This window comes from Prevotella koreensis (genome assembly GCF_003977605.1).
Taxonomy (GTDB): Bacteria; Bacteroidota; Bacteroidia; order Bacteroidales; family Bacteroidaceae; genus Prevotella; species Prevotella koreensis.
This window is the reverse complement of record NZ_RYYU01000001.1, coordinates 1,920,832-1,947,055: the sequence shown is the minus strand read 5'-3', so window position 1 is coordinate 1,947,055 and position 26,224 is coordinate 1,920,832. Positions and strand designations below refer to the sequence as shown.

The window sequence follows — 26,224 nt, the reverse complement described above, 5'->3', positions numbered from 1 at the left end:
ATGACAATAAAAGATATTAAATCGGTATATTTCATCGGTGTAGGAGGCATCGGAATGAGTGCCATAGCCCGATATTTCGTAAGCCGCGGATTCGTTGTGGCAGGCTACGACAAGACTCCTTCTGCACTGACACAGCAGTTAGAGAAAGAGGGTGTGCTGATACATTACGAAGAAAACACGGAGCAGATACCACATGCTTGTCGCAACAAGAATACGACACTCGTGGTATATACACCCGCAATACCCGATACTCACCGCGAACTCGAATACTTCAAACAGAACGATTTCACGGTGATGAAGCGCGCACAGGTGCTCGGAATACTCACCGAGGCACACAAAGGATTGTGCTTCGCCGGAACACACGGCAAGACAACAACATCGGCAATGTGTGCCCATATCATGCACCAAAGCCACACTGACTGCAACGCTTTCCTCGGAGGAATATCTAAGAACTATGCCACTAACTACATACTGAGCAAACAGAGCGACTATGTGGTAATAGAGGCCGACGAGTTCGACCGCTCTTTCCATTGGCTCAAACCTTGGATGACGGTAATCACAAGTACCGATGCCGACCATCTTGACATCTACGGCACGAAAGAGGCATATCTCGAAAGTTTCGAACACTACACCACGTTAATACAACAAGGTGGTGCACTGATAATGCGTCGCGGATTGGAAATGAAGCCAAAGGTGGCCGACGGTGTGCGCGTCTTTGAATACAGTATCGATGAGGGCGACTTCCATGCAGAGAACATACGCATAGACGACGGAGAAATTACGTTCGATTTTGTATCGCCAATAGAAAACGTGAAGGATGTGCGGCTCGGACAACCGGTGACGATAAACATCGAGAACGGAGTGGCAGCAATGGCAATGGCGCAACTGAACGGTTGCACGGCAGAGGAATTGCGCTACGGAATGGGGACATATAAGGGTGTTGACCGACGCTTCGATTTCAAACTGAAGACCGACAAAATTGTCTTCCTAAGCGACTACGCACATCATCCGAAAGAGATTTTCCACAGCGCAAAGAGCATGCGTGAACTCTATCGCAACCGTCGCATCACCGCAATCTTCCAGCCTCACCTGTACACTCGCACCCGCGATTTCTACAAAGACTTCGCCTCTGCACTAAGCCAACTCGACGAGGTGGTGCTGACAGAGATTTACCCTGCACGCGAATTGCCAATAGAGGGTGTCACATCAAAACTGATATACGACAACCTCGCCGCAGGAGTAGAGAAGCATCTGATATGCAAAGACAATGTACTGAAATTCATAAGCGAGCACGATTTCGAGGTTCTGTTGCTGCTCGGAGCAGGCGACCTGGACAATCAAGCATCCGAAATAGAGAAAATATTGAGGCAGAAATACGGCATTGCCGAGAAGAACAGATAAAATAACGAAAGTAAGGACGGCGATAAGCCGCCTGCAAAAATAAAGAAGGAGAAAAGTATGAAGATTCATATAAACTGGAAAAAGACCATAATCGCGACACTCGATGTGCTGCTCGCGATATATCTTGTCTTTGCCTTCACCTCTTTCAACGAGCCGGCAAATTCGGCAGTGGTGTGCCGCAAGTGCAACATAAGGATTGCCGATGAGAACACCAACGGCTTCCTTAAAGCCGAAGATGTGACCAAAATACTTACTTCTTCGAAAATGATGCCGGTGAACAAGAAGACCGGAGACATTAGCACACGCGCCATAGAGGAGAAACTAAAGAGTATGGCTTTCGTGAAAACGGCACAGTGTTTCAAGGCCGAAAACGGCGATGTGACTATCAATATCACGCAACGACTGCCTCTGTTGCGCGTCAAGAGCCAGAAAGGCGACGACTACTACATCGACGAGCGGGGAGGAGTGATGCCCAACTCAAACTATGTGTCAGACCTGATAATCGCCACCGGGAACATCGACAAGCGTTATGCCACCGACTATCTCATGCCGATGACAGAAATGCTGATGGACAACGAACTGTGGCGAAACCTTTTCGAGCAAATCAACGTGACCGAGAAAAGAGGCATAGAATTAGTGCCGCGACTGGGCGACCACATCATTTTCATCGGTCAGTTGCCGGTGGAGAGAATTTCTTCTGTACGCAAGCAGGCAATAAACAAGATGCTCGAAACCAAACTTTCACGACTTGAAAAGTTCTATCGGTACGGACTAAGCAAGGCCGGATGGAATCGGTACGACTACATCAACCTTGAGTTCGACAACCAGATAATATGCCACTACCGTAATTCTGCGCGGCAAATAAAGCCGGAAATGGCTGATGTGGAGAAGATTGAGGTGACGAAACCTGACTCCGTGGCGAAAGAAAAGAAAGAAAATACGGAGAAAACCACTCCGCAAAAAAAGGAAAAGAAGAAAGAGCCGGAGAAGAAAGAAGTAAAGAAAGAAAAGAAAGAGGTAAAGAAGGAAAAAGAGAAAAAGCCGGAAAAGAAGAAATAAGAAGCTTATATATATAATGTAATAGAAAAAAGAAATAATATAAATTGATAAGGGTATGTCAGCAAGGGAATTTATCGTAGCAATCGAATTGGGGTCGTCAAAGATGACCGGCATCGCGGGAAAGAAAAATCTCGACGGTAGCATCAGTGTACTTGCCATCGTGAAGGAAGACTCCTCGTCGTTCATTCACAAGGGCGTGGTTTATAAAATCGACAAGACGGCACAGTGTATCTCGAACATTGTGAAGAAACTCACTGCCACACTGAAACAGGAAATAACACATGTATATGTGGGAGTGGGAGGACAGTCGATAAGAAGCGTCAAGAATAACATCATCAAAACACTTCCCGCAGACACCATCGTCACACAGATGATGGTGAACGAACTGATGGATGCGAACCGTAACATGAGTTACCAAGACCAGGAAATCCTTGATGCTGCAACACAGGAATACAAGGTTGACAACCAACTTCAGATTGACCCTGTGGGCATACAGTGCAACCGTCTGGAAGGAAACTTCCTCAACATCTTATGGAGATATGAGTTCTATCGCCGTCTGAACAAATGTTTCGAAATGGCAGGAGTGGCCATCGCCGAGATGTATCTTGCACCGTTGGCTCTCGCCGATGCCGTTCTCACCGATGCGGAGAAACGCTCCGGATGTGTACTTGTTGACCTCGGTGCCGACACCACAACCGTTTCTGTTTACTACAAGAACATTCTGCGCCACCTCGCCGTTATTCCTCTCGGCAGCAACAACATCACCAAAGACATTGCGTCGTTGCAGGTAGAAGAAGACGTTGCCGAGAAAATGAAACTCGAACACGCAGTGGCCTTCACAGAGAACGGCGACATCGACAGCCAGACAACATACCCTCTCGATACAGACAGGAACGTTGACCAACGAAGGTTTGTGGAGATTGTGGAGGGCAGACTTGAAGAAATAATCGAGAACGTGTGGTATCAGGTGCCTTCAGAATTTGCCGAACGACTGCTCGGAGGACTGATTCTCACCGGTGGTGGCTCAAACATGCCCGGCATAGAAACGGCATTCGCAAACCATACACACATTGACAAGATACGCATTGCGAAGTCGGTAAACATATCAATAAACGCAAAAGACCCACTCATCACGACGCACAACGGTATGATGAACACTGTTCTCGGTATCCTTGCAAAAGGCGACATGAACTGCGCGGGCAAAGAGGTTGACCCGACAAAAGACTTGTTCGAGGAGCCGAAAGCCGACATCACTACCACTACCGTAGAACTTCATCGCGACCCACGACAACCTAACGAACTCGCCGAGGGAGTGGTTCTCACCGAAGCAGAGAAACGCAAGGCTCAGGAACTGCGCGAACAGCAGGAAGAGGAGGAGAGAATACAGCGAGAATTGGAACTGCAACAGCAAAAGGAAAAAGAAGAGGAGGAGAAGAAAGACAATGGTATAAAGAAGTTCGGAATGCGCGTAAAATCGCTCGTGAAGAAACTACTCTCTGAAGACGAAGAACAATAAGTGAAAATCGATTACTAACAAACATTTAAAAATAGAATAACATGCCAGACAATATGATATTGGATTTCGGTGAGCCCGAAAAAGATAACAGCATAATAAAAGTGATAGGCGTTGGCGGCGGTGGCGGCAACGCAGTGAACCACATGTACAGAGAAGGCATTCACGATGTGTCTTTCGTCCTTTGCAATACCGACAATCAGGCTCTCAACGACTCACCCGTGCCGGTGCACCTGCAACTCGGAAAAGAGGGACTCGGAGCCGGGAACAAGCCCGACAAGGCACGCGAGGCCGCAGAAGAGAGTCTCGCTGACGTGAAGAATATGCTCAGTGACGGCACTAAAATGGCATTCATCACGGCAGGAATGGGTGGTGGTACAGGCACCGGAGCAGCACCGGTGATTGCCCGAACAAGCAAGGAAATGGGCATACTCACCGTGGGCATCGTAACCATTCCGTTCCGTTTTGAAGGCGATCGCAAGATAGACCAGGCTCTCGACGGTGTTGAGGAGATGGCCAAACATGTAGATGCGCTTCTCGTTATCAACAACGAAAGACTGCGTGAGATATATCCCGAACTGACAGTGCTCGACGCTTTCGCCAAGGCCGACGACACTCTGAGCATTGCTGCGAAGTCGATAGCAGAGATTATCACCGTTCACGGACTGATAAACCTTGACTTCAACGATGTTAAGACGGTGCTGAAAGACGGTGGAGTCGCTATCATGTCAACAGGATATGGCGAAGGAGAAGGACGAGTGAAGAAAGCCATTGAGGATGCACTGAACTCTCCGTTGCTCAACGATAACGATGTCTTCAACTCAAAGAAGATACTGCTGTCTATCTCTTTCTGCTCTGACAAACAGAACAACGCAAGCCTTACGATGGAAGAAATGAATGATGTCAACGAGTTCATGGCTCGCTTCGGCACCGGATTTGAACTGAAATGGGGACTTGCCACCGACCCGGAACTGGGACCTAAGGTGAAAGTGACGATTCTCGCAACGGGCTTCGGCATAGAGAATGTGGACGGAATGGACGGCCACTTCAAGAAACGCACCATGGAAGAGCAGAACCGCATAGCAGAGGAAGAGGAGAAAGCGGCAGAACGACAAGACCGCCGAAACAGATACTACGGCAAAGACGGAAAGACATCGCAGTATAAACGTCGTCCGCACATATTTATCTTCCGTCACGAAGACCTCGACAACGACAACGTTATATCTGCCGTGGAACAGACTCCCACATACAAGCGCACGCGACAGATTCTCGACAACATTCGCTCACAGGCCACCGGTAAAGGCGATGGCGAAAAAGAAAGCGACGAACAGAAAATTGACGTAACAGGAAAAATAGTTTTTTAAATATCAATAATTATGCTATTCGATCAAATAAGTGAAGACATCAAGGCGGCAATGAAAGCCAGAGACAAAGTACGGCTTGAAACGCTGCGCAACATAAAGAAAGTATTCCTTGAGGCGAAGACTGCACCCGGTGCAAACGACACTCTCGAAGATGTTGATGCGCTGAAAATCATAGCCAAACTGGCAAAACAGGGTCGCGAGACTGCCACCACTTACACCGGTGCCGGCAGACAAGACCTTGCCGAAGCCGAATTGGCACAGGTGGAGGTGCTTGAAAGTTATCTGCCAAAACAACTTTCCGACAGCGAAATAGAGGAGGAAGTGAAGAAAATAATTGCTGAGACAGGTGCCACATCAATGAAAGATATGGGAAAAGTGATGGGCATTGCAAGCAAACAAATGGCCGGACGAGCCGAGGGCGGCAAGATTTCGGCAGTGGTGCGCAGCCTTTTGGCTTGAAGCAGTAGTTAAACCCAAATCAGTCCTTAGACCGCATTTGCTTATTTTTGCTATTGCCGGTATGCTTCCCTACTGCTTTTGTCCGCTTGCCGACATCTGCACTGCCATTACATCTCGACGTAGCCCGCTACGCCTTCGATGAAACGTCAGCACATCTGCCTGGCAATCGAACGAAATCAGATCAGGGTTCTAACGACCGATTGGGGTTTAAACTCACGTCAGGCATATATGCCGTGACAAACTCCTAAATCCTAAAACCGGCGAGATTGGTTTGCAAATTCGCCTAAATTGCAAACCAATCTCGCCTATTTTGTTCCTCAATTTCGCCCAAATTGCAAACCATAACATCTCCTTTCACATTGTTCTATGCGACTTATAAGGCTCTGAAACATTATATTGCGCACATCGGTTTGCACTTATCGGCTGTCACTGTCTCAACAACCAATCGGCAAAGAACTTGTCATATACGGTGAATGTGCCAAGGTCTGACGTTATAAAATCCTTTTCAAGCAAACCCTTTACAGCGGCCTGCACACTGCTTGCCGTGAGGTGGTGACGTTGCAAGAAATCCTTTGATGAAATGTTACGAGCCTTTCCCTCACGACAGATGGCAATCAATACCTCTTTCTGTTTTGCCGGCAACTGATAGAGAAGAGACGAATATGCAAAGCTCTGCTGCACCACAACCTGTTCTATCGCCTGCGAAACATCTCCGACATCACACCGACCACCAACCGGAGTGGTAGTGAAGAGAGAATTGAGAACCGACTGCACATACCATGTGATGCCCTCATAACGGTTATATATCTCAACAACCGCTTCACGGTCTATCGCCTTGTCGTATTCTTTGAAAAGACGTTGTGCAAAATCAACGTAACGGTCACATTCTATGGGAAGAATCGTTATCATCTTGGTGCTCTGATAGAACGGTCGCGAAGCACTAAGAAAAATCTCAGTCATCACATGTCGTTCCGACCCTGCAAAGATGAAATTGCAATTACGGCAGTGCTGAATATGGGTGCGCAACAAAGCCTCAACGTTTTTCTCGGGATATCCTGCTATGGCTTGAAACTCGTCTATCGCCACGATGCAACGGTTGTCTGCTCCTTCCAGATAGCGGAAAATCTCATCGAGAGTTACTATCGGCGTTGCTATCTCACCGAGGCTCATCGTCCATTCCGGTTTGCCATTCATATCGAATGACAGGCTGCCACGCAACGATGTGAGACAGTTAACAAACATTTCCCACGCCTTTCTGCCACGCGATTTGAGCACATCTACAACCGTTTTCCCAAGTTCGTAAACAAACTCTTGCAGGTTTTTCGTTGCGTAGATGTCAACAAGAAACGTGTAGTAATTCTCTTTTATTTGTTCCTGTTGCATACAATGACATATCAGTCCGGTCTTTCCCAAACGTCGCGGAGAAATCAACGCCACGTTATTTCCGTTGGTAAAAGCATTTGTGAGCAACTTTGTCTCCTCCTCACGATCGCAGAAATAATGAGGAGAGTGATAGCCATGTATTATGAAAGGATTTGTTAGTTCCATAACTCATATTATTATATAATCAGATGTTCACTATTAAACGTATTTCTTATTCTCTTCACTTGCCATCCCATAGAATTTATAACATTTAATTATGGACAACTGATTATGGTTACAATTTTATGCAAAGATAATTATAATATTATTATAATATTCTCTTTGCATCATATATTTAACTTAATTTTGACTATGAAAAGCATTGTAGAACATTTTCTGATGCCAATGGTAAAGAGATATAATAAAGGTAGAGCGTTGTGGAATAAGGCTCGACAGAGGGTTATCGCCACAATTCTTTCAGTACAGCCAAAGAGCGCAGTTCGGGAAAACCGGCAACGTGAAGACGGTAGTATCTTACGATACCCTCAGCAATACGCACACGGTCGGAATGTGACATACGGAACAGGTGCATAGTGTTATAGCCCATACGCACCAACTGCGACAACCTTTGGGCATCAGGAGCCGAGAGATAATCGCTGTGCCGAGGCGCATCACTCACGAACATGGCATCACGCAAGTCGAAGAAATCGCCCTCCATATAGTCCTCCACATTGGGATAGAAACCGATGAAGCGCGCCATACGCATCATAAATACAAGGTGAAAATTGGCAAAGGGAGGCTCGCATCCATCGAGCCATGTAATGCTGTTCTCAACATAGTCGAAGAGCAACTCGTTGCGCTGCTCGCCACGCGTGGCGTTATAAAGAAACTCGGAAATAAACAATGCTATCGACAATTTCTCGGCCGAGAAAGGAATGGAAGAGAATGGTAACGACATGCGAACATCTCGGAGATTCTGCAACTGCACGTTGGGGCGTATGTCAAGTTCCACATCAAGCAGAGTAAGTGGTTGCAATGCCTGCTTCTGTACCCTACCCTTCTGTGTCTTTGGCATCACAACGATACATGCGGTGCGTCCCGTCTCACGGCACAGCAGTTCCACAATCACCTTCCGCTCGCCATATTTCAGCGTATGCAATACTATCGCTTTTGTCTTTACTATCATACCTTCAGAGGACAAAAGTACGAATAAAAAAGATAAAAATGCGAATAAATCGAAAAAATATTGCAGAAAATTTGCAGGATATAAATAAAAGGAGTACCTTTGCACCCGCTAATAATGACGGTCCCTTCGTCTATCGGTTAGGACGAGAGATTTTCATTCTCTAAAGAGGAGTTCGACTCTCCTAGGGACTACCAAGAATATTCTGTCATCATCGCAGCGATGCGATAGCAAAGTTTCCTCAATGCAAGTGAGGTGCAAAGCGAAACGGTGGCAGAGGGTTTTCAGAAGCGGGCAACCGCAAAAAATCCGCCCAGGGCAGCCGTAGTGGCGCAAGACCCAAAGGCTATCAAAAAACTTTTAAAACAAGAAAAAAGAAATGGCAAACCACAAGTCGGCAGAGAAAAGAATACGTCAAACCAAGACTCGCACTCTGCACAACAAGTACTACGCTAAGACAATGCGTAACGCAGTGCGCAAATTGCGCGCAATGACAGACAAGGAAGAGGCTCTTCAACTGTTCCCAAAAGTACAGAAGATGCTTGACAAACTTGCTGTTAAAAATATCATTCATAAGAATAAGGCCGCAAACCTCAAGTCAGGTCTTATCAAGCATATCAATGGATTGGATTAAAAAGGCAAAATAATAAATAAAATTTTTCATAGGATTAGACTGAGACCGTTGCCCGTGAGGGTAGCGGTCTTTTATTTTATTATTTTTAGCAATTCGCATTTCGTTATATGAGTATTATTTATTAACTTTGCAAACTATAATATACGAAACAGAAAATGGCAGAAAATCAGAACAAGCAGAATAACTATTCAGCCAGTAACATACAGGTGTTAGAGGGTCTTGAGGCCGTCCGTAAACGCCCGGCGATGTATATCGGAGACATCTCCGACAAAGGTTTGCACCACTTGGTGAACGAGACTGTGGACAACTCCATCGACGAAGCGATGGCAGGATACTGCACACACATTGAAGTCACGATAAACGAAGACAACTCAATAACAGTACAGGACAACGGTCGAGGAATACCGGTCGATGAACACAAAAAACTGCACAAGTCTGCACTCGAAGTTGTAATGACGGTGCTACACGCCGGAGGTAAGTTCGACAAAGGCTCGTACAAGGTCAGTGGAGGTCTGCATGGCGTTGGTGTGAGTTGCGTTAACGCCCTTTCAAGCCGTATGAAGTCGCAAGTGTTCCGCGACGGAAAGATATACCAACAGGAATATGAGCGGGGAATACCGCTATACCCGGTAAAGGTGATTGGCGAGACCGACAAGACCGGAACACGACAGCAGTTCTGGCCGGATGCCACTGTTTTCACCACAACAGAATACAAATACGATGTCATTGCAAAGCGAATGAGAGAATTGGCATACCTCAATGCCGGTATCACAATTACGCTTACAGACCTGCGTCCCGATGAAGACGGAAAGACAAAGCAGGAGGTGTATCACGCAAAGGACGGACTGAAAGAGTTCGTGAGATACGTTGACCGTCACCGCACACATCTTTTCGACGATGTAATATACCTGAAGACCGAGAAACAGGGCATACCGATAGAAGTGGCAGTGATGTATAACACCGACTACACCGAGAACATTCACTCTTACGTGAACAATATAAACACCATCGAGGGCGGTACACACCTCACCGGTTTCCGTATGGCTCTCACACGCACACTGAAAACTTACGCCGACGCAGACCCGCAAATATCGAAGCAGATCGAGAAGGCAAAGATTGAGATTGCGGGTGAAGACTTCCGCGAAGGACTTACCGCCGTAATATCAATCAAAGTGGCAGAACCTCAGTTTGAGGGACAGACAAAAACAAAACTCGGCAACTCCGAGGTGTCGGGAGCAGTGCAACAAGCCGTAGGCGAAGCACTGGCATACTATCTCGAAGAGCACCCGAAAGAGGCCAAACTGATATGCGACAAGGTGGTGCTTGCTGCAACAGCACGTATCGCAGCGCGTAAGGCACGCGAGAGTGTGCAGCGTAAGAACCCGATGACGGGTGGCGGACTGCCCGGAAAACTTGCCGACTGCTCTAACAAAGACCCGAAAACAAGCGAGATTTTCCTTGTCGAGGGTGACTCCGCAGGCGGCTCGGCAAAACAGGGACGCGACCGATACACACAGGCCATTCTGCCTCTTCGCGGAAAGATTCTTAACGTGGAGAAAGTGCAATGGCACAAGGTATTCGAGGCCGAGTCGGTAATGAACATAATACAGAGCATCGGAGTGCGCTTCGGTGTGGAAGGAGAAGGCGACAAAGAAGCCAATATAGACAAACTGCGTTATGATAAAATAATCATCATGACCGATGCCGATGTCGATGGCTCACACATCGACACACTCATAATGACACTCTTCTACCGCTTCATGCCGCGCGTTGTGCAAGAAGGACACCTGTATATAGCTACACCGCCGCTCTACAAATGCACGTTCAAGAAAGTGAGCGAATACTGCTATACCGAGCAGCAACGCCAACAGTTCATAGACAAGTACGTGGCCGGCGACGAGAACAGCAACCTGTTGCACACTCAACGCTACAAGGGTTTGGGAGAAATGAACCCCGAACAACTTTGGGAAACGACAATGGATCCGAAGACACGATTGCTCAAGCAGGTGACAATAGAAGACGCAGCAGCAGCCGATGAGGTGTTCTCAATGCTGATGGGCGATGACGTTGAGCCGCGCCGTCAGTTCATAGAGAAGAACGCCACATACGCAAATATCGACGCATAAGCAGCGGTGTCACGACGATAAGCCAATGAAAATAAAAAACATCAACGACATAACAATCGATAGTGCGCGAAAAATTTACAATGGAAGCCACATCGACAACGATTTGTTGCTTATCGACAACATAGAGAACCTTCCGTTGCCAAACGAACCGCGGCGGATGAAGTGTATCCTTTTGGGAATCTGTCTGCACGGCAAGGTGCAGTATAGTGTTGATACAGAAGAGCATCTTGTCAAAGCCGGCGACGTGATAATAATAAACGAGGGCACCGTGACCGATAACTACATGCTATCGCCCGACTGCAAAGGTATTGCCATATTGATGTCGTATGACTTCTTCCGCGAGACTATAAAGGGCATGCACGAATTGTCGCAACTGTTCTTGTTCAGCCGTACTCACCCGGTATTCTCTCTCAGTCAGGACGAGATAACGGCGATAAAAGCATACTTCAGAGCTATCAAATATAAGGTTGACGATAATGCCCACCACTTCCGTGCAGACGTTGTACGCTCGCTGATGATGTCAATGATTTACGACATTAGTAACGTCATTTATCGCATACAGGCGGCAAACGACAAGCGACAGACGCGGGCAGAAGCAATCTTCGCATCGTTCATAAAACTTGTGGAAGATAATTTCAGACACGAGAGGCGCGTAGGTTGGTATGGAGAACAACTGTGCATAACACCCAAATACCTCTCCGAAACGGTGAAAATGGTGAGCAAGCGCACACCAATAGAGTGGATAGACAACTACGTGACACTCGAAATGCGAGTGCTGTTGAAGAACACCAACATGAGCATAAAGGAAATAGCACAGGAACTGCACTTCCCCAACCAATCGTTCCTCGGCAAATTCTTCAAGGAGCATGTCGGCATGTCGCCCACCGATTACAGGAAATCGTAGATACCACCGGCATCACCTTCCTTTGATGTATTTTCTTTTCAGAATAGTGATAACTGCCTGTCGCAAAGCCGACGGGCTTTATTATTTTGTCTTGAGCAGTTGCTCCGCGACCTCTTCCAGTTCTTTATACCACTTCTCTCCGAAGCGTTTTATCAGCGGCTCGCGCAAGAAACGATACACAGGAACATTCAGTTCCCTACCCTTTTCACGAGCGCAGTCGCACACATTCCAGCGATTATAGTTCAGTCCCACAAGTCCTCCATTGAACGTCTTAACACGAATAGGATAAAGTGCGCAACTCATCGGTTTACAGAACGACGACTTGCCGTCACGGTAAGCCTTCTCGAGTCGGCAAAGACAGCATCCGTTTACTTTTAAACCGTTATCCAAATCAATATCGTCATAGTAGGTAAACACACAATCCTTGCCGTCAACAATGCTCGTAACGAGGTCGCCCTCGCGGTCGTTATAGACCACTCCTTGCTCGAGAATCACCTCCTGCGCCTTTTCCGAAAGGTCTTCAAACACAATATCGAGCACATTCTCAATCTCCATCACCTCGTCCATAGTGACAGGAGCACCGGCATCTCCTTCCACGCAACACCGCCCCTTGCATTTCTCAAGGTCGCAACAGAAACGCTCGAAGATTATGTCGCTTGATATAAGAACACCGGAAACATCAATAATTCCTTGTCTCACCATTCTATTTCTTCTATTCCTTGTTGTCTCAAATATTCATTGCAACGCGAGAAATGGTGGTTGCCAAACCATCCGCCACGGTTAGCACTGAGTGGCGAAGGGTGAACACTCTGTAACACAAGATTAGCCTGCGAGTCTATAAGTTGCGCCTTGCTGCGAGCAAATCCGCCCCATAACATATACACGATATTCCGTCTGTCATGTGCCAATTTGCGTATGCAGGCATCGGTAAACTCCTCCCAGCCGTGACGCTGATGCGATGCTGCCTGATGAGCACGCACCGTCAAAGTGGCATTAAGCAACAACACGCCTTGCTCTGCCCAACGCCTGAGACTGCCATTGGCAGGTATCGGCCTGCCCAAATCTCCCTGTATCTCCTTGAAGATATTAACAAGCGAGGGCGGCGGCATCACCCCTTCCTTCACCGAGAAGCACAATCCTTCAGCCTGTTCCGGCTCATGATAAGGGTCTTGTCCTATTATCACCACCTTCACCTTGTCGAAAGGACAGAGGTTGAAGGCATTGAAAATCTCGTGTCCGGGCGGGTAACAGACAGTGGAAGAATATTCTCTACGCACAAAATCTACAAGACTTGCGAAATAAGGCTTGTCGAACTCCTCTCCCATACATGCCGCCCACGACGGTTCTATCTTCACATTCATTTCAATAAGGCCAATAAAATCATTCCTTCAAACGCAGAATATCAATAATTCAAAGAGTTTTGAGAGCATAAGAACAAACAAATACTGTTATCTAAACCCCATACTCCCAAAACTCCTATACTTATCAAAAGCATTCGGATTCAGAGCATGTTGCACAAAACAACAACACTCCCCCCTACTCCTAAATTACTCCTAAGAACAAATCAAATTCTCTCCCGTCATCTCACTTGGCTGTTCCAATCCCATGATATGAAGGATAGAAGGCGCAACATCGGCAAGTCGTCCGTTCTTCACCGTAGCCGAGTTATTATCGGTTACATAAATGAACGGCACCGGATTGAGCGAGTGTGCAGTGTTCGGTGTACCGTCGGCATTTATCGCATTATCTGCATTACCGTGATCGGCGATGATAATTGTCTCATAACCATTGGCCTTTGCAGCCTCCACAACCTCACGCACACAGTTATCAACAGCCCACACTGCCTTTGCAATAGCATTATAAACACCGGTATGTCCCACCATGTCGCCGTTAGCGAAATTCACCACAACGAAATCATACTCCTGTGTCTTTATCGCAGCAACGAGTTTGTCTTTCACCTCCGGTGCCGACATTTCGGGTTGCAGGTCGTAAGTCGCAACTTTCGGAGATGGTACGAGAATACGGTCTTCTCCATCATAAGGTTCCTCACGACCGCCATTGAAGAAGAACGTCACATGTGCATATTTCTCGGTTTCGGCCGTGTGCAACTGTCGCTTGCCCTGCTTAGAAAGATACTCGCCCAAAGTGTTCTCAACATTCTCTTTCGGGAAGAGTATGTGAACACCGGTGAACGAAGCATCGTATGGTGTCATGCAATAATATTGCAAGTCCTTTATCGTGTGCATACCCTCTTCCGGCATATCCTTCTGTGTGAGTACGGTGGTGAGTTCCTTTGCACGGTCGTTGCGGTAGTTGAAGAATATCACAACGTCGCCCTCCTGAATAGTTCCGTCAACACCTGAGTTCTTTATTGGCTTTATGAACTCATCCGTAACACCCTCTAAATAACTCTCCTCCATGGCTTTCACCATGTTGTCTGCCGCCTTTCCTTTAGCCTCAACGAGCAAGTCGTAGGCCTCTTTCACGCGCTCCCAACGTTTATCGCGATCCATGGCATAGAAACGTCCCACGATGTCGGCGATTGCCGCACCATTGGCATCACAATGCTCCTGAAGTTGTTTTATGAAACCGGCACCGCTCTTCGGGTCAGTGTCACGACCGTCCATGAAGCAATGCACGAAAACATTCTTCAATCCATACTCCTTACCAATCTCTATCAATCGGAAAAGATGTTCGAGCGAAGAGTGAACACCGCCATCGCTCGTCAGTCCCATAAGGTGCAGACGTTTGCCGGTCTTCTGTGCGTAACTGTATGCCGAAACAATTTCGGCGTTATTCATTATAGAACCGTCCTTGCATGCACGGTTTATCTTTACAAGGTCTTGATATACAATTCGTCCGGCCCCGATATTGAGATGTCCCACCTCCGAGTTACCCATCTGACCGTCGGGCAGACCAACGTCCTCGCCCGATGCCATGAGTACCGAGTGAGCCGATACTGCGTTAAGATAGTCGAGATAAGGCGTGGGAGTGTTATAAATAACGTCACCCTTGCCATGTTGTCCGATTCCCCAACCATCGAGAATCATAAGTAGTGCTTTCTTTGCCATATGTCTAAGTTATAATATATTATGTAAATTGAGTTTCATTATATCAGTTGCAAAATTACAAAGAAAACTGACAAAGACAAAGTTTTGCACCGTATAAATCACCTGAACACCCCAAAACTTGATTTTTATCTCCTCTTACTGTCACAACATGACACCCAATTGCCAGCCGGTTAATAACTGAGCACAAAACAATTTCGCCGAAATTGGTCAGCAAATTGGGCGAATTTGGTCAGCAATTTCGCCCAATTTGGTCTGCGAAATATGCCCTAATGCAGAGAATAAGGAAATGAATGACGATGCAGATGAAGGTATTGTAAGAAAAAGAACAAAACCAATAATATAATAACGCTTAGAAAAATAGGCACGATTAACCATACTTATTTTTCCAAGCGTTTCATAATCCGTATGCAATATGCGCATTTGTCAACATATTAATTATTTCATAACAACTTTCAAAACCCAAAAAGAAAACACCAAGAATGTATTTAACATTCACAAAATGAAATTTCTCATAAAATACACCAAGTAATAAAGAAACATTTCGTATATTTGCAGCAGAATATTCTTATAACAATCTTAAAATCAATTTTATAATGAAAAAATTTTTACTATTAACATTGGCCATTTTCTCAATGGCATGGAATGCACAGGCTATCCGACCGATAAGGAAAGCCGAACTGATCAAACAAAGCGACGGCACGACCGTACATGCGTTTAAGCACGGTGACCAATACTGTGCATACTATACAACTCTTGACGGAAAAGTACTTTATTCAAACATTGCCGGAGACCTCTGCTACGCAAGATTGGAGAAAGGAGAACTCGTGGCAACAGACATGATTGCACACGACCTGCAACTGCGCACAACAGAAGAAAAGGCGTTCATCGAATCACTACAGATAACCGAAAAAACTCCAGAAGTTACAAAACTGGCTATGAGAAAAGAGCCGAGAAAAATTATAAGCGCATCAACTCCTGACGGACTCGGCAAGAAAGGACAGAGCGCATTGGGTGCAGTGAACAGCATCGGAGAAATTAAAGTGCCTGTGATATTGGTATCATATACTGACGTTGATTTCATGCCGACATCGACAATAGAGAAATATGACAGATACTTCAACAAGGAAGGATACGACGAAGAACCTAACACCGTTGGCTCGGTAAGAGACTACTACCTCGCACAGAGTAACGGAATGTTCTCACCCAAGTTTGAAATCGTGGCAAAGGTGAAACTCTCACAAAATAGAGCATACTACGGAGCGAACAAAAACGGAAAGTCTGGAAATGACGTAAGAGCCGGCGAGATGATAAAAGAGGCCATAAAACTGGCTAAACAAGAGAAAGGCGACACATACTTTGACCAGTTTGTGGTGGATGGAGCAATTCAAAATGTGACAGTTCTGTATGCCGGAGAGGGAGAAGCGAATTACGGAGCACCGGCTGAAGCGATATGGCCGCACGAATTCGACATCAACCAAAACATAGAAGGATACCTCTTTAAGTCATACTTCGTAGGAAATGAGGTGGGAGCATCTGCAAATACCATGGCAGGTATTGGCGTATTCTGCCATGAGTTCGGACATGCACTCGGACTGCCCGACTTCTATCCTACAAACTACAACTATGACGATGATTTCGCATTCGGCTCATGGTCGCTTATGGAAGCGGGATGCTACGTACACGGAGGAAATGCTCCTATTGGCATGATGGCATACGAGAGAAGTTATCTTGGTTGGCTCGACATTCCGGCATTGCAGGAAGAGGGCAACATTTCACTTGACGATATCAACAAAAAAGACGGTGTGCCGGCAAGATTGATTCGCAATCCTAACAACCAAATGGAGTATTTCATCGTGGAGAACAGACAGGTAGGAACATGGTATCCGAAAGAATTCGGCAGCGGACTTATGCTGACTCATTTCTGCTACGACAAGTTCAAGTGGATGTCTAACACGGTTAACAATATCAAAAACAGCAAACGTGCACACATCGTAACAGCAGACGGAAGCAAAATAGGGCATCAATTACCCTCGCAAACCCACTTCTTCGGAAACGGAGTACCAAACATTGAAAGCGCAAGATATAAACTCTATTTCGGTTCTACACTTGCAAACAGCGAGATATACAAGGTGATGGAGCACGGAGACGGTACAATAACATTCAACTTCCGCAACAAAGACTTGGCTGACAGTTATGAAATTCTGGGCACAGAGATTTTCGAGAAGGTTACAGACGTGAACAATCTTAAGAACGATGACCGCATCATATTCGTAAACGAAGAGGCAAAGATGGCCATGACAACAAAAGATGTCACCGGGAAAAGAACTGCATCAACAATGAAAGTAAGCAACAACAGCAACTTTATCACTGACAATAACGCTGAAATACTTACTATCTCTGTAAACAATGATGTCTTCACGTTCAAGACAACCGAGAACAGATACCTTGGTATGAAGAGAACAGGAATGACCACTTCATCAAGCATCAACGAGAACAGCAAGGCTAAAATAGAAATAAATAACGGTGAGGCAACGGTGAAGTTTACCGGAAGATTCAAGAAATACATTGCATACGATTCTGACAAATACTTGTTCTTCGCTACCACAACCGAACCAGTGAAACTGCAAATCTATCGCTCTACAAACTATACCAACAGCATAGAGGGCATAGAGACTCAACCGGACAACAGCGTGGAAACAATATACAACCTGAACGGTCAGCGCGTTGAAAGGGAGAATATGCAGAGAGGCATATATATCATCAACGGCAAGAAGGTTATGGTGAAATAAATAATCCCTGAATAAACTCTGATAATTTCTTTCCGAAGCATTTACCGAAACAAAACGTAATGCTTATTAAAAATCGGAAAGAAATTATCAGTTTTTTTGTGCTATAACCTAAATGAGACATCATAGTTCTAATGTCCCACTGGGGTTTACAAAGAGGAACAGTCATTGCCGACACCTGTTCCGGACTCTTGTATATCGTTCAGTCGCTTGCGACATTCCTCCAATATCCCTATCAATTCTACCGATGTCTCCGCCCGGAGCATCTCGATGCGCGTCCGACGGAAGTCTGGGATACCCTTGAATATGGGCGACGAGGCGAGATGTCGGCGTGTGTGGAGTATGGCACGCAGTTCGTTGCGCGGGTCATCATCGCCTCTCTCCTTGCGTATGTGCTCCATATTGATGTGCAACTGTTCTATCAGAATGTCTATTTTATCGTCAATAGAGAGTTCAGGCATCTTGGGATAATCATTAATCTCTTTGAATATCCACGGTCTTCCGAAAGTGGCACGCCCTATCATCACAGCATCTACACCGTAACGATTGAACGCACGGTGCGCCTCTTCGGCCGATGTAATGTCGCCATTGCCAATTATCGGGATATTGATGCGCGGGTTATTCTTCAATTCTCCTATCAAAGTCCAGTCGGCATTGCCTGTGTACATCTGCGAGCGTGTCCTTCCGTGTATCGTCAACGCCTGTATTCCGCAGTCTTGTAATTGTTCGGCAAGAGTGGTTATTACAATCTGTTCGTTGTTCCAACCTAATCGGGTCTTCACCGTCACGGGAGTGTTCACCGCCTTTACCACCTCTCGCGTGATGTCGAGCAGCAAAGGAATGTTCTGCAACATACCGGCTCCCGCACCTTTTCCTGCCACTTTCTTCACCGGACAACCGAAATTAATGTCAATGACATCGGGATGAGCCGTTTCCTCAACGATTTTCGCAGCCTCGACCATCTGCGGCACATCTCGCCCATAAATCTGTATTCCCACCGGCCGTTCGGCATCGTCTATGGCGAGTTTGCTCACCGTACTCTTCACCGAGCGTACCAAAGCCTCTGCCGATACGAACTCGGTATATACCATTGCTGCGCCGAAACGCTTGCACAAACGTCTGAAACCGATGTCCGTAACATCCTCCATAGGAGCAAGGAACAACGGACGGTCGGCAAAATTTATATTACCTATTTTCATTAATTTACCTAAAAAGTCAAATACACTCCCATTTCAACCCAACAAATGATATACTCCTCCGGCCAGCGGTTTCAGCACCCCTTTCAGTTCCATTTCAAATAGAATGGCGGAGAGTCGGGCTATAGGCAGATTCGTCTTTACCGAAATCATGTTTATCTGCATATCGTTTTGCTGTCGCAGAGCGTCAACCACCACGGTCTCGTCGGGCGACAACGAGGGAAACAGTTGGCGTTCAATACCTTTCTGTCGCGCCTCACCCAGTTTTGCATCTACGCTCCACCCCATTATTTCCACAAAGTCTTGAGCCGATGAAATGAGTGCCGCACCGTTATTTCTGATAAGGTCGTTGCAACCCTCACTATACGTATCGCCCACCCGTCCGGGAAAAGCGAAGACATCACGGTTATAGTCACGCGACAGCCGAGCCGTTATAAGTCCGCCTCCTTTGGCAGCACTCTCCACAAGAATACAGGCATCACTCATTCCTGCCACTATGCGGTTGCGCCGCACAAAGTTCACTTTGTCGGCATTTGTCTGCGTGAAAAACTCTGTCAACAGACCGCCTTGGCCTATCATCTGCACCGCAGTGTCACGGTGTCGTGACGGATAGAGTTGGTCTAACCCATGAGCCAGCACACCCACGGTCTCGTAACCGTTTAGCAGAGCACTGCGATGAGCGTTAATGTCAATGCCATACGCCAGTCCGCTCACTATCAGCACCTTCGGACAAAGCCGTTTCAGGTCGCTGACAAACCTATTTATCAAGTCCTTGCCGTATGCCGTGCACCGTCGTGTCCCCACGATATTAACCACCCGTTGTTGGTTCAAGTCGGCATTGCCGCGATAGAAAAGCAACAGCGGAGCATCATCACACTCACGCAGTCGGGCAGGATAACGTTTGTCGTTCATTACCAACGGCTCTATGCCATGCTTCCGGCAGAACTCCATTTCCACCTCGGCACGCCTCATTGCCTCATCAAGTCCGCGCAGTCCGTTCACCAACTTGTCCGATGCTTCGGGAAACACCTCTTTTATATTGTTGCGATGCTCCACTATTACCTGCGCACTGCCCAGTTCTTGGTACATCAACGACAGTCCCGAAAGACTGAAATAGTTGATGCGCATAAGTGCAAGTGCCGACAGAATTTCTTTCTCGTCCATTACCTCTGTTGTTCTCTATCCATCTGTTTTCAAGCGAAGCAAGTAGCGTTCAACGATACATTGCAAACCAAATTAGCCTGTTTTGCAAAGCAATTTCGCCGAAATTACTCGACAAATTCGCCCAATTTGGTAATCAAATTCGCCCAATTTGCTTTACATAATAAACTAATTATTCTTCAAAATAGTCATTGAATGCCGCATCATATTCCGCAGACCGGCCTAATTTACCATCTATAAGACATACCAGTTCCACCTTTGCCCGCAGGCTGAGTTTGTTGTCCGAGGCGCGTATTATGTCTTGGTTAAAAACATATCTTACACCCTCTCTCGTTATGCTTAGTCGCGAAACGAACTCATCATCACAGCGCAACGGCACCTTGTACTGCAACGCCATTCGCGCCACCACAGCATCAACGCCCTTGCGGTGCATCTCGGCGAAACTCAATCCACACTGCTTCAAGAAAAGATGTCGCGTGTGTTCCAGATAATGCAGATAATTGGCATTGTTCACAATTCCCTCTATATCGCACTCGTAGTCGCGCACCTCCATGCGTGTCTCGAATATTTTACTTACTTTGTCCTGCTTTTGGGACTTTTCTTTTTCATTGAAATTGTTGTTCATAATTTTATGTTTTAAAGAACATATTTGTTCTCTCCTTCACTCCCCCACTCCTTTCAAATATTCATATCCTATTCTGCATCTCAGACAGTCTTTGCGGTCGCAATATTCCTTTTTCAGTTGTATCAGAGCCTGACTGTCACCGGCATTTGTCACTTCAATGCCGCACTCGCGCCACATTTTGGTAATGTGATTGTTCTCTGCCCGCATTTCTTCGAGCATTCTCATCGCCCTTTCGCAGTAGGCCTCTTTCTGTTTATGCCGACCGTAGGCAAAGAGCACCGGCACGGCGGTATTGATAATGAGCAGATTAAGCGATGCCTGTGACAATGCTTTCTCTGCCTTGCAACTGCTGCTGCCGAATGTGTAGTGCGTTTCCCAGTATGGTGTCACTCTCGTCTGAAGCATAGACAGGATTTCCTTTGACGTCTCACACTCAAGCAGTCGGCTAAGTTCCGACCGGCGTTCGTAGTAGAGCCGTGCCAGTTGGGAGAGTCTTATGTGTGGGAAATTCTGCGGGCGTAGTCTGAGGAAACGCCATAATGCGGCATCCATTGGCTGCAACGAGAACTTGCGTGAGAGGTATAGATATTCGTTGCGAAGCCTCGTGAAATAGTCTTCGGTTTCCACCTCGCCTTGTGAGTGCTCCGAAATGGCCGATTTTTCAAGCAGTCCGGCCTGCCCCATGAAGAACGCCTCTATCTGAAAAAGGTCGTCGCGATGGTGTCCTACCTGCGACAACGAGATGTTCTTTGCCCATGCCTCGAAAGTATCGCCATTCACTCCGAAGCCGAAATTGCGTGCAAGGGTTATGAAATAGGCGGCTTCCCACGAGCCGTCTGCCTGTTTCAATCGTTTCAGAATGGCTTGTGTCTTATGCTCGAGACGCTCTGTCTGTAAGGCACTCAGCCAACTGTGTATCATCAGGCGCGACAGGCGTGGCAATATCTTGTGGCATGGCGGGTATTTATCTATGCTCAACAGTTCTGAGTAGTGCTCACGAACATACTGCGGTATGGCGAGTTGTATTTGTGGAACAAGATTTCCGGAGGATGTTCTGACATCGCTGTTCGTCGTCTCTGCCACGTGAAGGATAACGTTGTTGTATGCCGCATCACTGTCATGACCATGCCGATACCAGTCTGACGAGCGGTCGTGTATCTCCACATTGCCCACCCATAGCGTGCCCCCAATTTTCATTTTGGCGTTGAAGAAGTCGGGACCGGCATTGCTGTTCGACAATCCCGGATCTATCACGTCAACGGTTTTTCCATCTGTCGTGACCAAATCTTTCAAAGGAAACAACTTATGCTTCCAGCAATAATGCAGCAATAACTCCATTTCTCCTTTTCTCTTTCTTGCGTTTTGCAGATACAAAGTTACGAAAATAAGACATAAAGACAAAACTCTTTAGACAAAAAGACGTGTTTTTAAGACATAAAGACACAAAACTTGAGACATAAATACAGAAAAGGTTGGACATAAAGACAGAAAAACATTAGACAGAAAGACATAAATATATTTTTTGTATAGTTGTTATTCTAATATATCAATGCGCTCACTACTCATTTTTGTCTTTATTTCACAGCCTTTTCTGTCTTTATGTCTCATATTTTTATGTATTTCTGTCTAAAAAACTTATGTCTTTATGTCCCCCAAAAGATGTCTTTATGTCCTAAAAACACGTCTTTTTGTCTAAAGAGTTTTGTCTTTATGTCTTATTTTCGTAACTTTGCAACCTATAATTATTCAATACTCATAAGACATTATGTCAAATGTAGAGATTAGGAAAGTTTCTTCAAAGAAAGAACTGGAGGCTTTTATCGACTTCCATTACGACCTTTATAAAGGCAACGCATACGACACACCGGCACTGTTCCTTGACGATATGAAAACTTTGAGCAAGGATAAAAATGCTGCTTTCGAGTTCTGCGAGGCAGAGTATTACCTTGCCTACAAAGACGGAAAGATTGTGGGAAGAGTGGCTGCCATCATCAACAAAAGGGCAAACGAGAAATGGGGTGATGATAGTGTAAGGTTCGGATGGATTGACTTTATCGACGACATAGAAGTGTCGGGAGCACTGCTCAAGGCCGTGGAAGACTATGGCAGGGAACGGGGCATGAAGAACATCGTGGGGCCGCTTGGGTTCACAGACATGGATCCGGAGGGCATGCTCACATGGGGATTCGACCAACTCGGCACGATGGCAACAATATACAACTACCCTTACTATCCGGAACACATGGAGAAGTTGGGTGGGTGGGAGAAAGATAACGACTACGTGGAGTTCAAACTGCCCATACCAAAGGATATTCCGGAGAAATACACCAAGGTGGCGCAGATGGTGGAGAAACGTTATAATCTGCACGTGAAAAAGTTCACGAAGAAAGATGTTTATAAAGGCGGCTACGGACTGAAGATGTTCCACCTTATAAACGAATCATTCAAAGATCTGTATGGATATAGTGAGATGAGCGACAGACAGATAAAACAATATATCGATATGTGGATGCCGCTTGTTGACTTCAACCTCGTGACAGGAATAGAGGATTGGAACACGCCCAATCACGAACTCATAGGAATCGGCATAACGATGCCTTCACTCGCAAGGGCTTTGCAGAAATGCCACCGCGGTCGCCTGCTGCCATTCGGATGGTGGCACGTGTTGAGAGCACTGAAATTCAGAAAAACCAAAATTGTCGATTTGCTACTAATCGGCGTTAAACCGGAATACCGCAACAAAGGAGCAAACGCTCTGATGTTCGCCGACCTCATTCCTTGGTATCAGAAATATGGTCTCGAATGGGGAGAGAGTCAGGTTGAAATGGAAACTAACGACAAGGTGCAGGGACAATGGCAGTACCTGGAACATGTTCACCACAAGAGCCGCAGATGTTATAAGAAGGTGTTATAACAGGAAAAGACAGATGCCACGGTGGGTAAAACCTAACCGTGGCATAAAAAAGGAAGTATAATGGAAGAGAAAATGAAAGAAAGCGACATGCCGATTACGGACAACGGCAATAATGTGCAGTATGACGAAGAGAACATCAGACATCTCTCCGACATGGAACATGTGCGCACCCGACCCGGCATGTATATCGGAAGACTTGGTGACGGATCGATGCCGGAAGATGGTATCTATGTTTTGCTGAAGGAGGTTATCGACAACTCTATCGACGAGTTCAAGATGAACGCAGGTAAAAGAATAGAGGTTGACATCGAGGACGGCCTGAGAGTGTCTATCCGTGACTATGGTCGAGGAATACCACAGGGTAAACTCGTCGAGGCGGTCAGCGTGCTCAACACCGGTGGAAAATACGACTCGAAGGCTTTCAAGAAGAGCGTGGGACTGAACGGAGTGGGTGTCAAGGCGGTCAATGCACTGAGCACACATTTCGAAGCAAGCAGTTATCGCGACGGAAAGGTGCGCTCTGTGGTGTTCAGAAAAGGCGAAATGCAGAACGACAGCACCGAGAAGACACAAGACGAGAACGGCACATATATATTCTTTGAACCGGACTCGACACTCTTCAAGAACTATCACTTCCATGACGACTTCGTGGAAACGATGCTTAGGAACTATACCTACTTGAACACCGGCCTTATAATAATGTATAACGGGCGCAGGATACAGAGCCGCAACGGACTAAAAGACCTGCTCACGGACAACATGACAAACGATGGGCTGTACCCGATAATCCACCTGAAAGGCGAGGATATAGAAATTGCTTTCACACATACAAACCAGTACGGAGAGGAATATCACTCGTTCGTAAACGGACAGCACACCACGCAGGGTGGTACACACCAGAGCGCGTTCAAGGAACATATAGCACGCACAATAAAAGAGTTCTCGAACAAGAACTTTGAGTATGGAGACATCAGAAACGGTATGGTGGCGGCCATTGCGGTGAATGTGGAGGAGCCGATGTTCGAGAGTCAGACAAAGATAAAACTCGGTTCGCTGACAATGAGTCCGAATGGCGTGAGCGTGAATAAATACATAGGAGACTTCATCAAGACCGAGGTGGATAACTTCTTGCACAAGAATCCCGACATCGCCGAGCAGATGTTGCAGAAAATTTCGGAAAGCGAGAAAGAGCGAAAGGCAATGGCAGGGGTAACGAAACTTGCCCGCGAACGTGCCAAGAAAGCAAACCTGCACAACAGAAAATTGCGCGATTGCCGCATACATTATAGCGACGCGAAGAACGATAGGAAGGAAGAAACCTGCATATTCATCACTGAGGGAGACTCGGCAAGTGGTAGCATAACCAAGAGTCGCGATGTTAACACACAGGCGGTGTTCTCGCTTCGCGGAAAGCCCCTTAACTCTTTCGGACTTACAAAGAAAGTGGTATATGAGAATGAGGAGTTCAATCTGTTGCAGGCCGCACTCGACATAGAGGAAGACCTTGATTCGCTGCGCTACAATAAAGTGATAGTGGCAACCGATGCCGATGTCGATGGCATGCACATACGTCTGCTCATAATTACCTTTCTGCTGCAATTCTTCCCAGAACTGATAAAGAAAGGGCACGTTTATGTGTTGCAAACACCACTGTTCAGGGTAAGAGCAAAACGCACCAAGATAAAAGACAAGGCGGTGATAGAAGAGGCCGACAACAAGGCTACGGGAAAGAAAAACGACTATATAACGCGCTATTGTTACAGTGACGACGAACGTCAGCAGGCCATAACAGATCTTGGTCCCGACCCGGAAATAACACGATTCAAGGGACTTGGTGAGATTTCACCCGACGAGTTCGCCGGATTCATTGGTCCCGATATGCGTCTTGAGCAGGTCACACTGCATAAGACGGATCAGGTACAGCGTCTTCTTGAATATTATATGGGCAAGAACACTATGGAAAGACAGAACTTCATAATAGATAACTTGGTAGTCGAGGAAGACAAACCGGAGGAGGATAAGTATGAATAGAAAAGGTATTTTCGTTGGCAGTTTCGACCCATTCACGATTGGTCATGCCGACATATTGAGCCGCGCCCTGCCGCTCTTCGACACCATTGTCATAGGAGTGGGCGTGAATGAGCGTAAGCAGTACATGCAGTCGGCAGAGGAAAGAAGTCGGAAGATAAAGGAAATATACAAGGACGAGCCAAGAATAGAAGTGCAGACATACGGCGACCTTACCGTGGATTTCGCACATCGCGTAGGTGCCAACTTCATAATAAAAGGGGCACGTACGATAAAAGACTTTGAGTATGAGCGCGAACAGGCTGTCATAAACCGCCGCATAGGCAACATTGAAACACTCCTGCTCTATGCCGACCCGCAGTATGACAGTATCTCTTCGAGCATGGTGCGCGAACTGATTCACTTCGGAAAAGACATCAAGGAATTTCTTCCTTAACA

The 26,224-nt window shown here is 46.4% G+C and carries 21 protein-coding genes and 1 tRNA gene; 13 read left to right on the top strand and 9 right to left on the bottom strand.

All coding sequences use genetic code 11. From position 1 onward, the window contains the following. Genes murC through EHV08_RS08200 form a run of 5 tightly spaced genes read left to right on the top strand, consistent with a single transcriptional unit; the run spans position 1 to position 5,796 of the window. Positions 1–1,401: a UDP-N-acetylmuramate--L-alanine ligase gene (gene murC, locus EHV08_RS08220; protein ID WP_126678847.1), complete on the top strand. Its 1,401-nt coding sequence runs from the start codon at positions 1–3 to the stop codon at positions 1,399–1,401. A 57-nt stretch (positions 1,402–1,458) separates the two neighbouring features. Continuing rightward, positions 1,459–2,460, top strand: a complete 1,002-nt coding sequence (locus EHV08_RS08215) for a cell division protein FtsQ (RefSeq protein ID WP_238988046.1) — start codon at positions 1,459–1,461, stop codon at positions 2,458–2,460. Positions 2,461–2,515: 55 nt separating this feature from the next. Next, positions 2,516–3,976 (top strand): cell division protein FtsA, encoded by a 1,461-nt coding sequence (gene ftsA, locus EHV08_RS08210; protein ID WP_126678846.1) that lies wholly within the window; start codon positions 2,516–2,518, stop codon positions 3,974–3,976. Between the two features lie 41 nt (positions 3,977–4,017). Then, positions 4,018–5,337 (top strand): cell division protein FtsZ, encoded by a 1,320-nt coding sequence (ftsZ, locus tag EHV08_RS08205; RefSeq protein ID WP_126678845.1) that lies wholly within the window; start codon positions 4,018–4,020, stop codon positions 5,335–5,337. 9 nt (positions 5,338–5,346) lie between these two features. Then, entirely contained in the window at positions 5,347–5,796 is a 450-nt protein-coding gene (locus EHV08_RS08200) for a GatB/YqeY domain-containing protein (protein WP_126678844.1), read from the top strand. A 426-nt stretch (positions 5,797–6,222) separates the two neighbouring features. Here EHV08_RS08200 and EHV08_RS08195 read toward each other — a convergent pair whose 3' ends face one another. Next, positions 6,223–7,344, bottom strand: a complete 1,122-nt coding sequence (locus EHV08_RS08195) for an AAA family ATPase (RefSeq protein WP_126678843.1) — start codon at positions 7,342–7,344, stop codon at positions 6,223–6,225. A 274-nt stretch (positions 7,345–7,618) separates the two neighbouring features. Then, positions 7,619–8,344 carry a DNA repair protein RecO gene (gene recO / locus EHV08_RS08190; RefSeq protein ID WP_126678842.1) on the bottom strand — a complete coding sequence of 242 codons (726 nt, stop codon included), beginning with the start codon at positions 8,342–8,344 and terminating at the stop codon, positions 7,619–7,621. Positions 8,345–8,463: 119 nt separating this feature from the next. Between recO and EHV08_RS08185 the strand changes: the two genes are divergently transcribed. From EHV08_RS08185 to EHV08_RS08170, 4 genes are all read left to right on the top strand, one after another. After that, positions 8,464–8,538: transfer RNA gene (locus EHV08_RS08185), tRNA-Glu, on the top strand. Between the two features lie 182 nt (positions 8,539–8,720). Beyond that, positions 8,721–8,975, top strand: coding sequence for a 30S ribosomal protein S20 (gene rpsT, locus EHV08_RS08180; protein ID WP_126678841.1), 255 nt, complete (start codon positions 8,721–8,723; stop codon positions 8,973–8,975). A gap of 155 nt (positions 8,976–9,130) precedes the next feature. Beyond that, positions 9,131–11,101 (top strand): DNA topoisomerase (ATP-hydrolyzing) subunit B, encoded by a 1,971-nt coding sequence (gene gyrB, locus EHV08_RS08175; protein WP_126678840.1) that lies wholly within the window; start codon positions 9,131–9,133, stop codon positions 11,099–11,101. A gap of 25 nt (positions 11,102–11,126) precedes the next feature. After that, entirely contained in the window at positions 11,127–12,005 is an 879-nt protein-coding gene (locus tag EHV08_RS08170; RefSeq protein WP_126678839.1) for a helix-turn-helix domain-containing protein, read from the top strand. Between the two features lie 81 nt (positions 12,006–12,086). On the opposite strand, the gene EHV08_RS08165 is transcribed toward EHV08_RS08170, so the two are convergent. The 3 genes from EHV08_RS08165 to gpmI all read right to left on the bottom strand — a co-directional run bounded on the left by EHV08_RS08165 (position 12,087) and on the right by gpmI (position 15,076). Continuing rightward, a complete protein-coding gene (locus EHV08_RS08165; protein WP_126678838.1) occupies positions 12,087–12,707 on the bottom strand; it encodes a DUF3109 family protein in 621 nt (206 codons plus the stop codon). Further along, positions 12,701–13,366, bottom strand: coding sequence for a uracil-DNA glycosylase (gene ung, locus EHV08_RS08160; protein ID WP_126678837.1), 666 nt, complete (start codon positions 13,364–13,366; stop codon positions 12,701–12,703). The genes EHV08_RS08165 and ung overlap by 7 nt, the downstream gene beginning before the upstream one ends. 192 nt (positions 13,367–13,558) lie before the next feature. Then, the gene (gpmI, locus tag EHV08_RS08155) at positions 13,559–15,076 is read right to left on the bottom strand and encodes a 2,3-bisphosphoglycerate-independent phosphoglycerate mutase (protein WP_126678836.1); all 1,518 of its coding nucleotides are present in this window, start codon (positions 15,074–15,076) and stop codon (positions 13,559–13,561) included. Between the two features lie 593 nt (positions 15,077–15,669). Between gpmI and EHV08_RS08150 the strand changes: the two genes are divergently transcribed. Continuing rightward, positions 15,670–17,865, top strand: coding sequence for a M6 family metalloprotease domain-containing protein (locus EHV08_RS08150; protein ID WP_126678835.1), 2,196 nt, complete (start codon positions 15,670–15,672; stop codon positions 17,863–17,865). Between the two features lie 146 nt (positions 17,866–18,011). On the opposite strand, the gene dusB is transcribed toward EHV08_RS08150, so the two are convergent. The 4 genes from dusB to EHV08_RS08130 form a co-directional block, all read right to left on the bottom strand. Further along, positions 18,012–19,061 (bottom strand): tRNA dihydrouridine synthase DusB, encoded by a 1,050-nt coding sequence (gene dusB, locus EHV08_RS08145; protein ID WP_126678834.1) that lies wholly within the window; start codon positions 19,059–19,061, stop codon positions 18,012–18,014. A gap of 33 nt (positions 19,062–19,094) precedes the next feature. After that, on the bottom strand, positions 19,095–20,222 hold the full coding sequence (dprA, locus tag EHV08_RS08140) for a DNA-processing protein DprA (protein ID WP_126678833.1): 1,128 nt from the start codon (positions 20,220–20,222) through the stop codon (positions 19,095–19,097). Positions 20,223–20,391: 169 nt separating this feature from the next. Continuing rightward, on the bottom strand, positions 20,392–20,844 hold the full coding sequence (locus EHV08_RS08135) for an acyl-CoA thioesterase (protein WP_238988045.1): 453 nt from the start codon (positions 20,842–20,844) through the stop codon (positions 20,392–20,394). A 36-nt stretch (positions 20,845–20,880) separates the two neighbouring features. Further along, positions 20,881–22,182, bottom strand: a complete 1,302-nt coding sequence (locus EHV08_RS08130; protein WP_126678832.1) for a DUF2851 family protein — start codon at positions 22,180–22,182, stop codon at positions 20,881–20,883. Positions 22,183–22,609: 427 nt separating this feature from the next. Between EHV08_RS08130 and EHV08_RS08125 the strand changes: the two genes are divergently transcribed. From EHV08_RS08125 to coaD, 3 genes are read left to right on the top strand one after another with little or no spacing between them, the layout of a single operon-like run. Then, positions 22,610–23,758: an N-acetyltransferase gene (locus tag EHV08_RS08125; protein ID WP_126678831.1), complete on the top strand. Its 1,149-nt coding sequence runs from the start codon at positions 22,610–22,612 to the stop codon at positions 23,756–23,758. Positions 23,759–23,818: 60 nt separating this feature from the next. Then, entirely contained in the window at positions 23,819–25,789 is a 1,971-nt protein-coding gene (locus EHV08_RS08120; protein WP_394366041.1) for a DNA topoisomerase IV subunit B, read from the top strand. Then, the gene (gene coaD, locus EHV08_RS08115) at positions 25,782–26,222 is read left to right on the top strand and encodes a pantetheine-phosphate adenylyltransferase (RefSeq protein ID WP_126678830.1); all 441 of its coding nucleotides are present in this window, start codon (positions 25,782–25,784) and stop codon (positions 26,220–26,222) included. Before EHV08_RS08120 ends, coaD begins: the two co-directional genes overlap by 8 nt. The last annotated feature ends 2 nt before the right edge of the window (positions 26,223–26,224 follow it).

Excerpts from the sequence above, each read along its gene's own strand:
- murC (WP_126678847.1), top strand. The coding sequence starts at position 1 with ATGACAATAAAAGATATTAAATCGGTATATTTCATCGGTGTAGGAGGC.
- ung (WP_126678837.1), bottom strand. The coding sequence starts at position 13,366 with ATGAATGTGAAGATAGAACCGTCGTGGGCGGCATGTATGGGAGAGGAG.
- gpmI (WP_126678836.1), bottom strand. The coding sequence starts at position 15,076 with ATGGCAAAGAAAGCACTACTTATGATTCTCGATGGTTGGGGAATCGGA.
- EHV08_RS08215 (WP_238988046.1), top strand. The coding sequence starts at position 1,459 with ATGAAGATTCATATAAACTGGAAAAAGACCATAATCGCGACACTCGAT.
- EHV08_RS08130 (WP_126678832.1), bottom strand. The coding sequence starts at position 22,182 with ATGGAGTTATTGCTGCATTATTGCTGGAAGCATAAGTTGTTTCCTTTG.
- ftsZ (WP_126678845.1), top strand. The coding sequence starts at position 4,018 with ATGCCAGACAATATGATATTGGATTTCGGTGAGCCCGAAAAAGATAAC.
- EHV08_RS08135 (WP_238988045.1), bottom strand. The coding sequence starts at position 20,844 with ATGAACAACAATTTCAATGAAAAAGAAAAGTCCCAAAAGCAGGACAAA.
- rpsT (WP_126678841.1), top strand. The coding sequence starts at position 8,721 with ATGGCAAACCACAAGTCGGCAGAGAAAAGAATACGTCAAACCAAGACT.
- gyrB (WP_126678840.1), top strand. The coding sequence starts at position 9,131 with ATGGCAGAAAATCAGAACAAGCAGAATAACTATTCAGCCAGTAACATA.
- EHV08_RS08125 (WP_126678831.1), top strand. The coding sequence starts at position 22,610 with ATGTCAAATGTAGAGATTAGGAAAGTTTCTTCAAAGAAAGAACTGGAG.
- EHV08_RS08170 (WP_126678839.1), top strand. The coding sequence starts at position 11,127 with ATGAAAATAAAAAACATCAACGACATAACAATCGATAGTGCGCGAAAA.
- recO (WP_126678842.1), bottom strand. The coding sequence starts at position 8,344 with ATGATAGTAAAGACAAAAGCGATAGTATTGCATACGCTGAAATATGGC.
- ftsA (WP_126678846.1), top strand. The coding sequence starts at position 2,516 with ATGTCAGCAAGGGAATTTATCGTAGCAATCGAATTGGGGTCGTCAAAG.
- EHV08_RS08150 (WP_126678835.1), top strand. The coding sequence starts at position 15,670 with ATGAAAAAATTTTTACTATTAACATTGGCCATTTTCTCAATGGCATGG.
- dusB (WP_126678834.1), bottom strand. The coding sequence starts at position 19,061 with ATGAAAATAGGTAATATAAATTTTGCCGACCGTCCGTTGTTCCTTGCT.
- EHV08_RS08165 (WP_126678838.1), bottom strand. The coding sequence starts at position 12,707 with ATGGTGAGACAAGGAATTATTGATGTTTCCGGTGTTCTTATATCAAGC.
- EHV08_RS08120 (WP_394366041.1), top strand. The coding sequence starts at position 23,819 with ATGGAAGAGAAAATGAAAGAAAGCGACATGCCGATTACGGACAACGGC.
- coaD (WP_126678830.1), top strand. The coding sequence starts at position 25,782 with ATGAATAGAAAAGGTATTTTCGTTGGCAGTTTCGACCCATTCACGATT.
- EHV08_RS08195 (WP_126678843.1), bottom strand. The coding sequence starts at position 7,344 with ATGGAACTAACAAATCCTTTCATAATACATGGCTATCACTCTCCTCAT.
- dprA (WP_126678833.1), bottom strand. The coding sequence starts at position 20,222 with ATGGACGAGAAAGAAATTCTGTCGGCACTTGCACTTATGCGCATCAAC.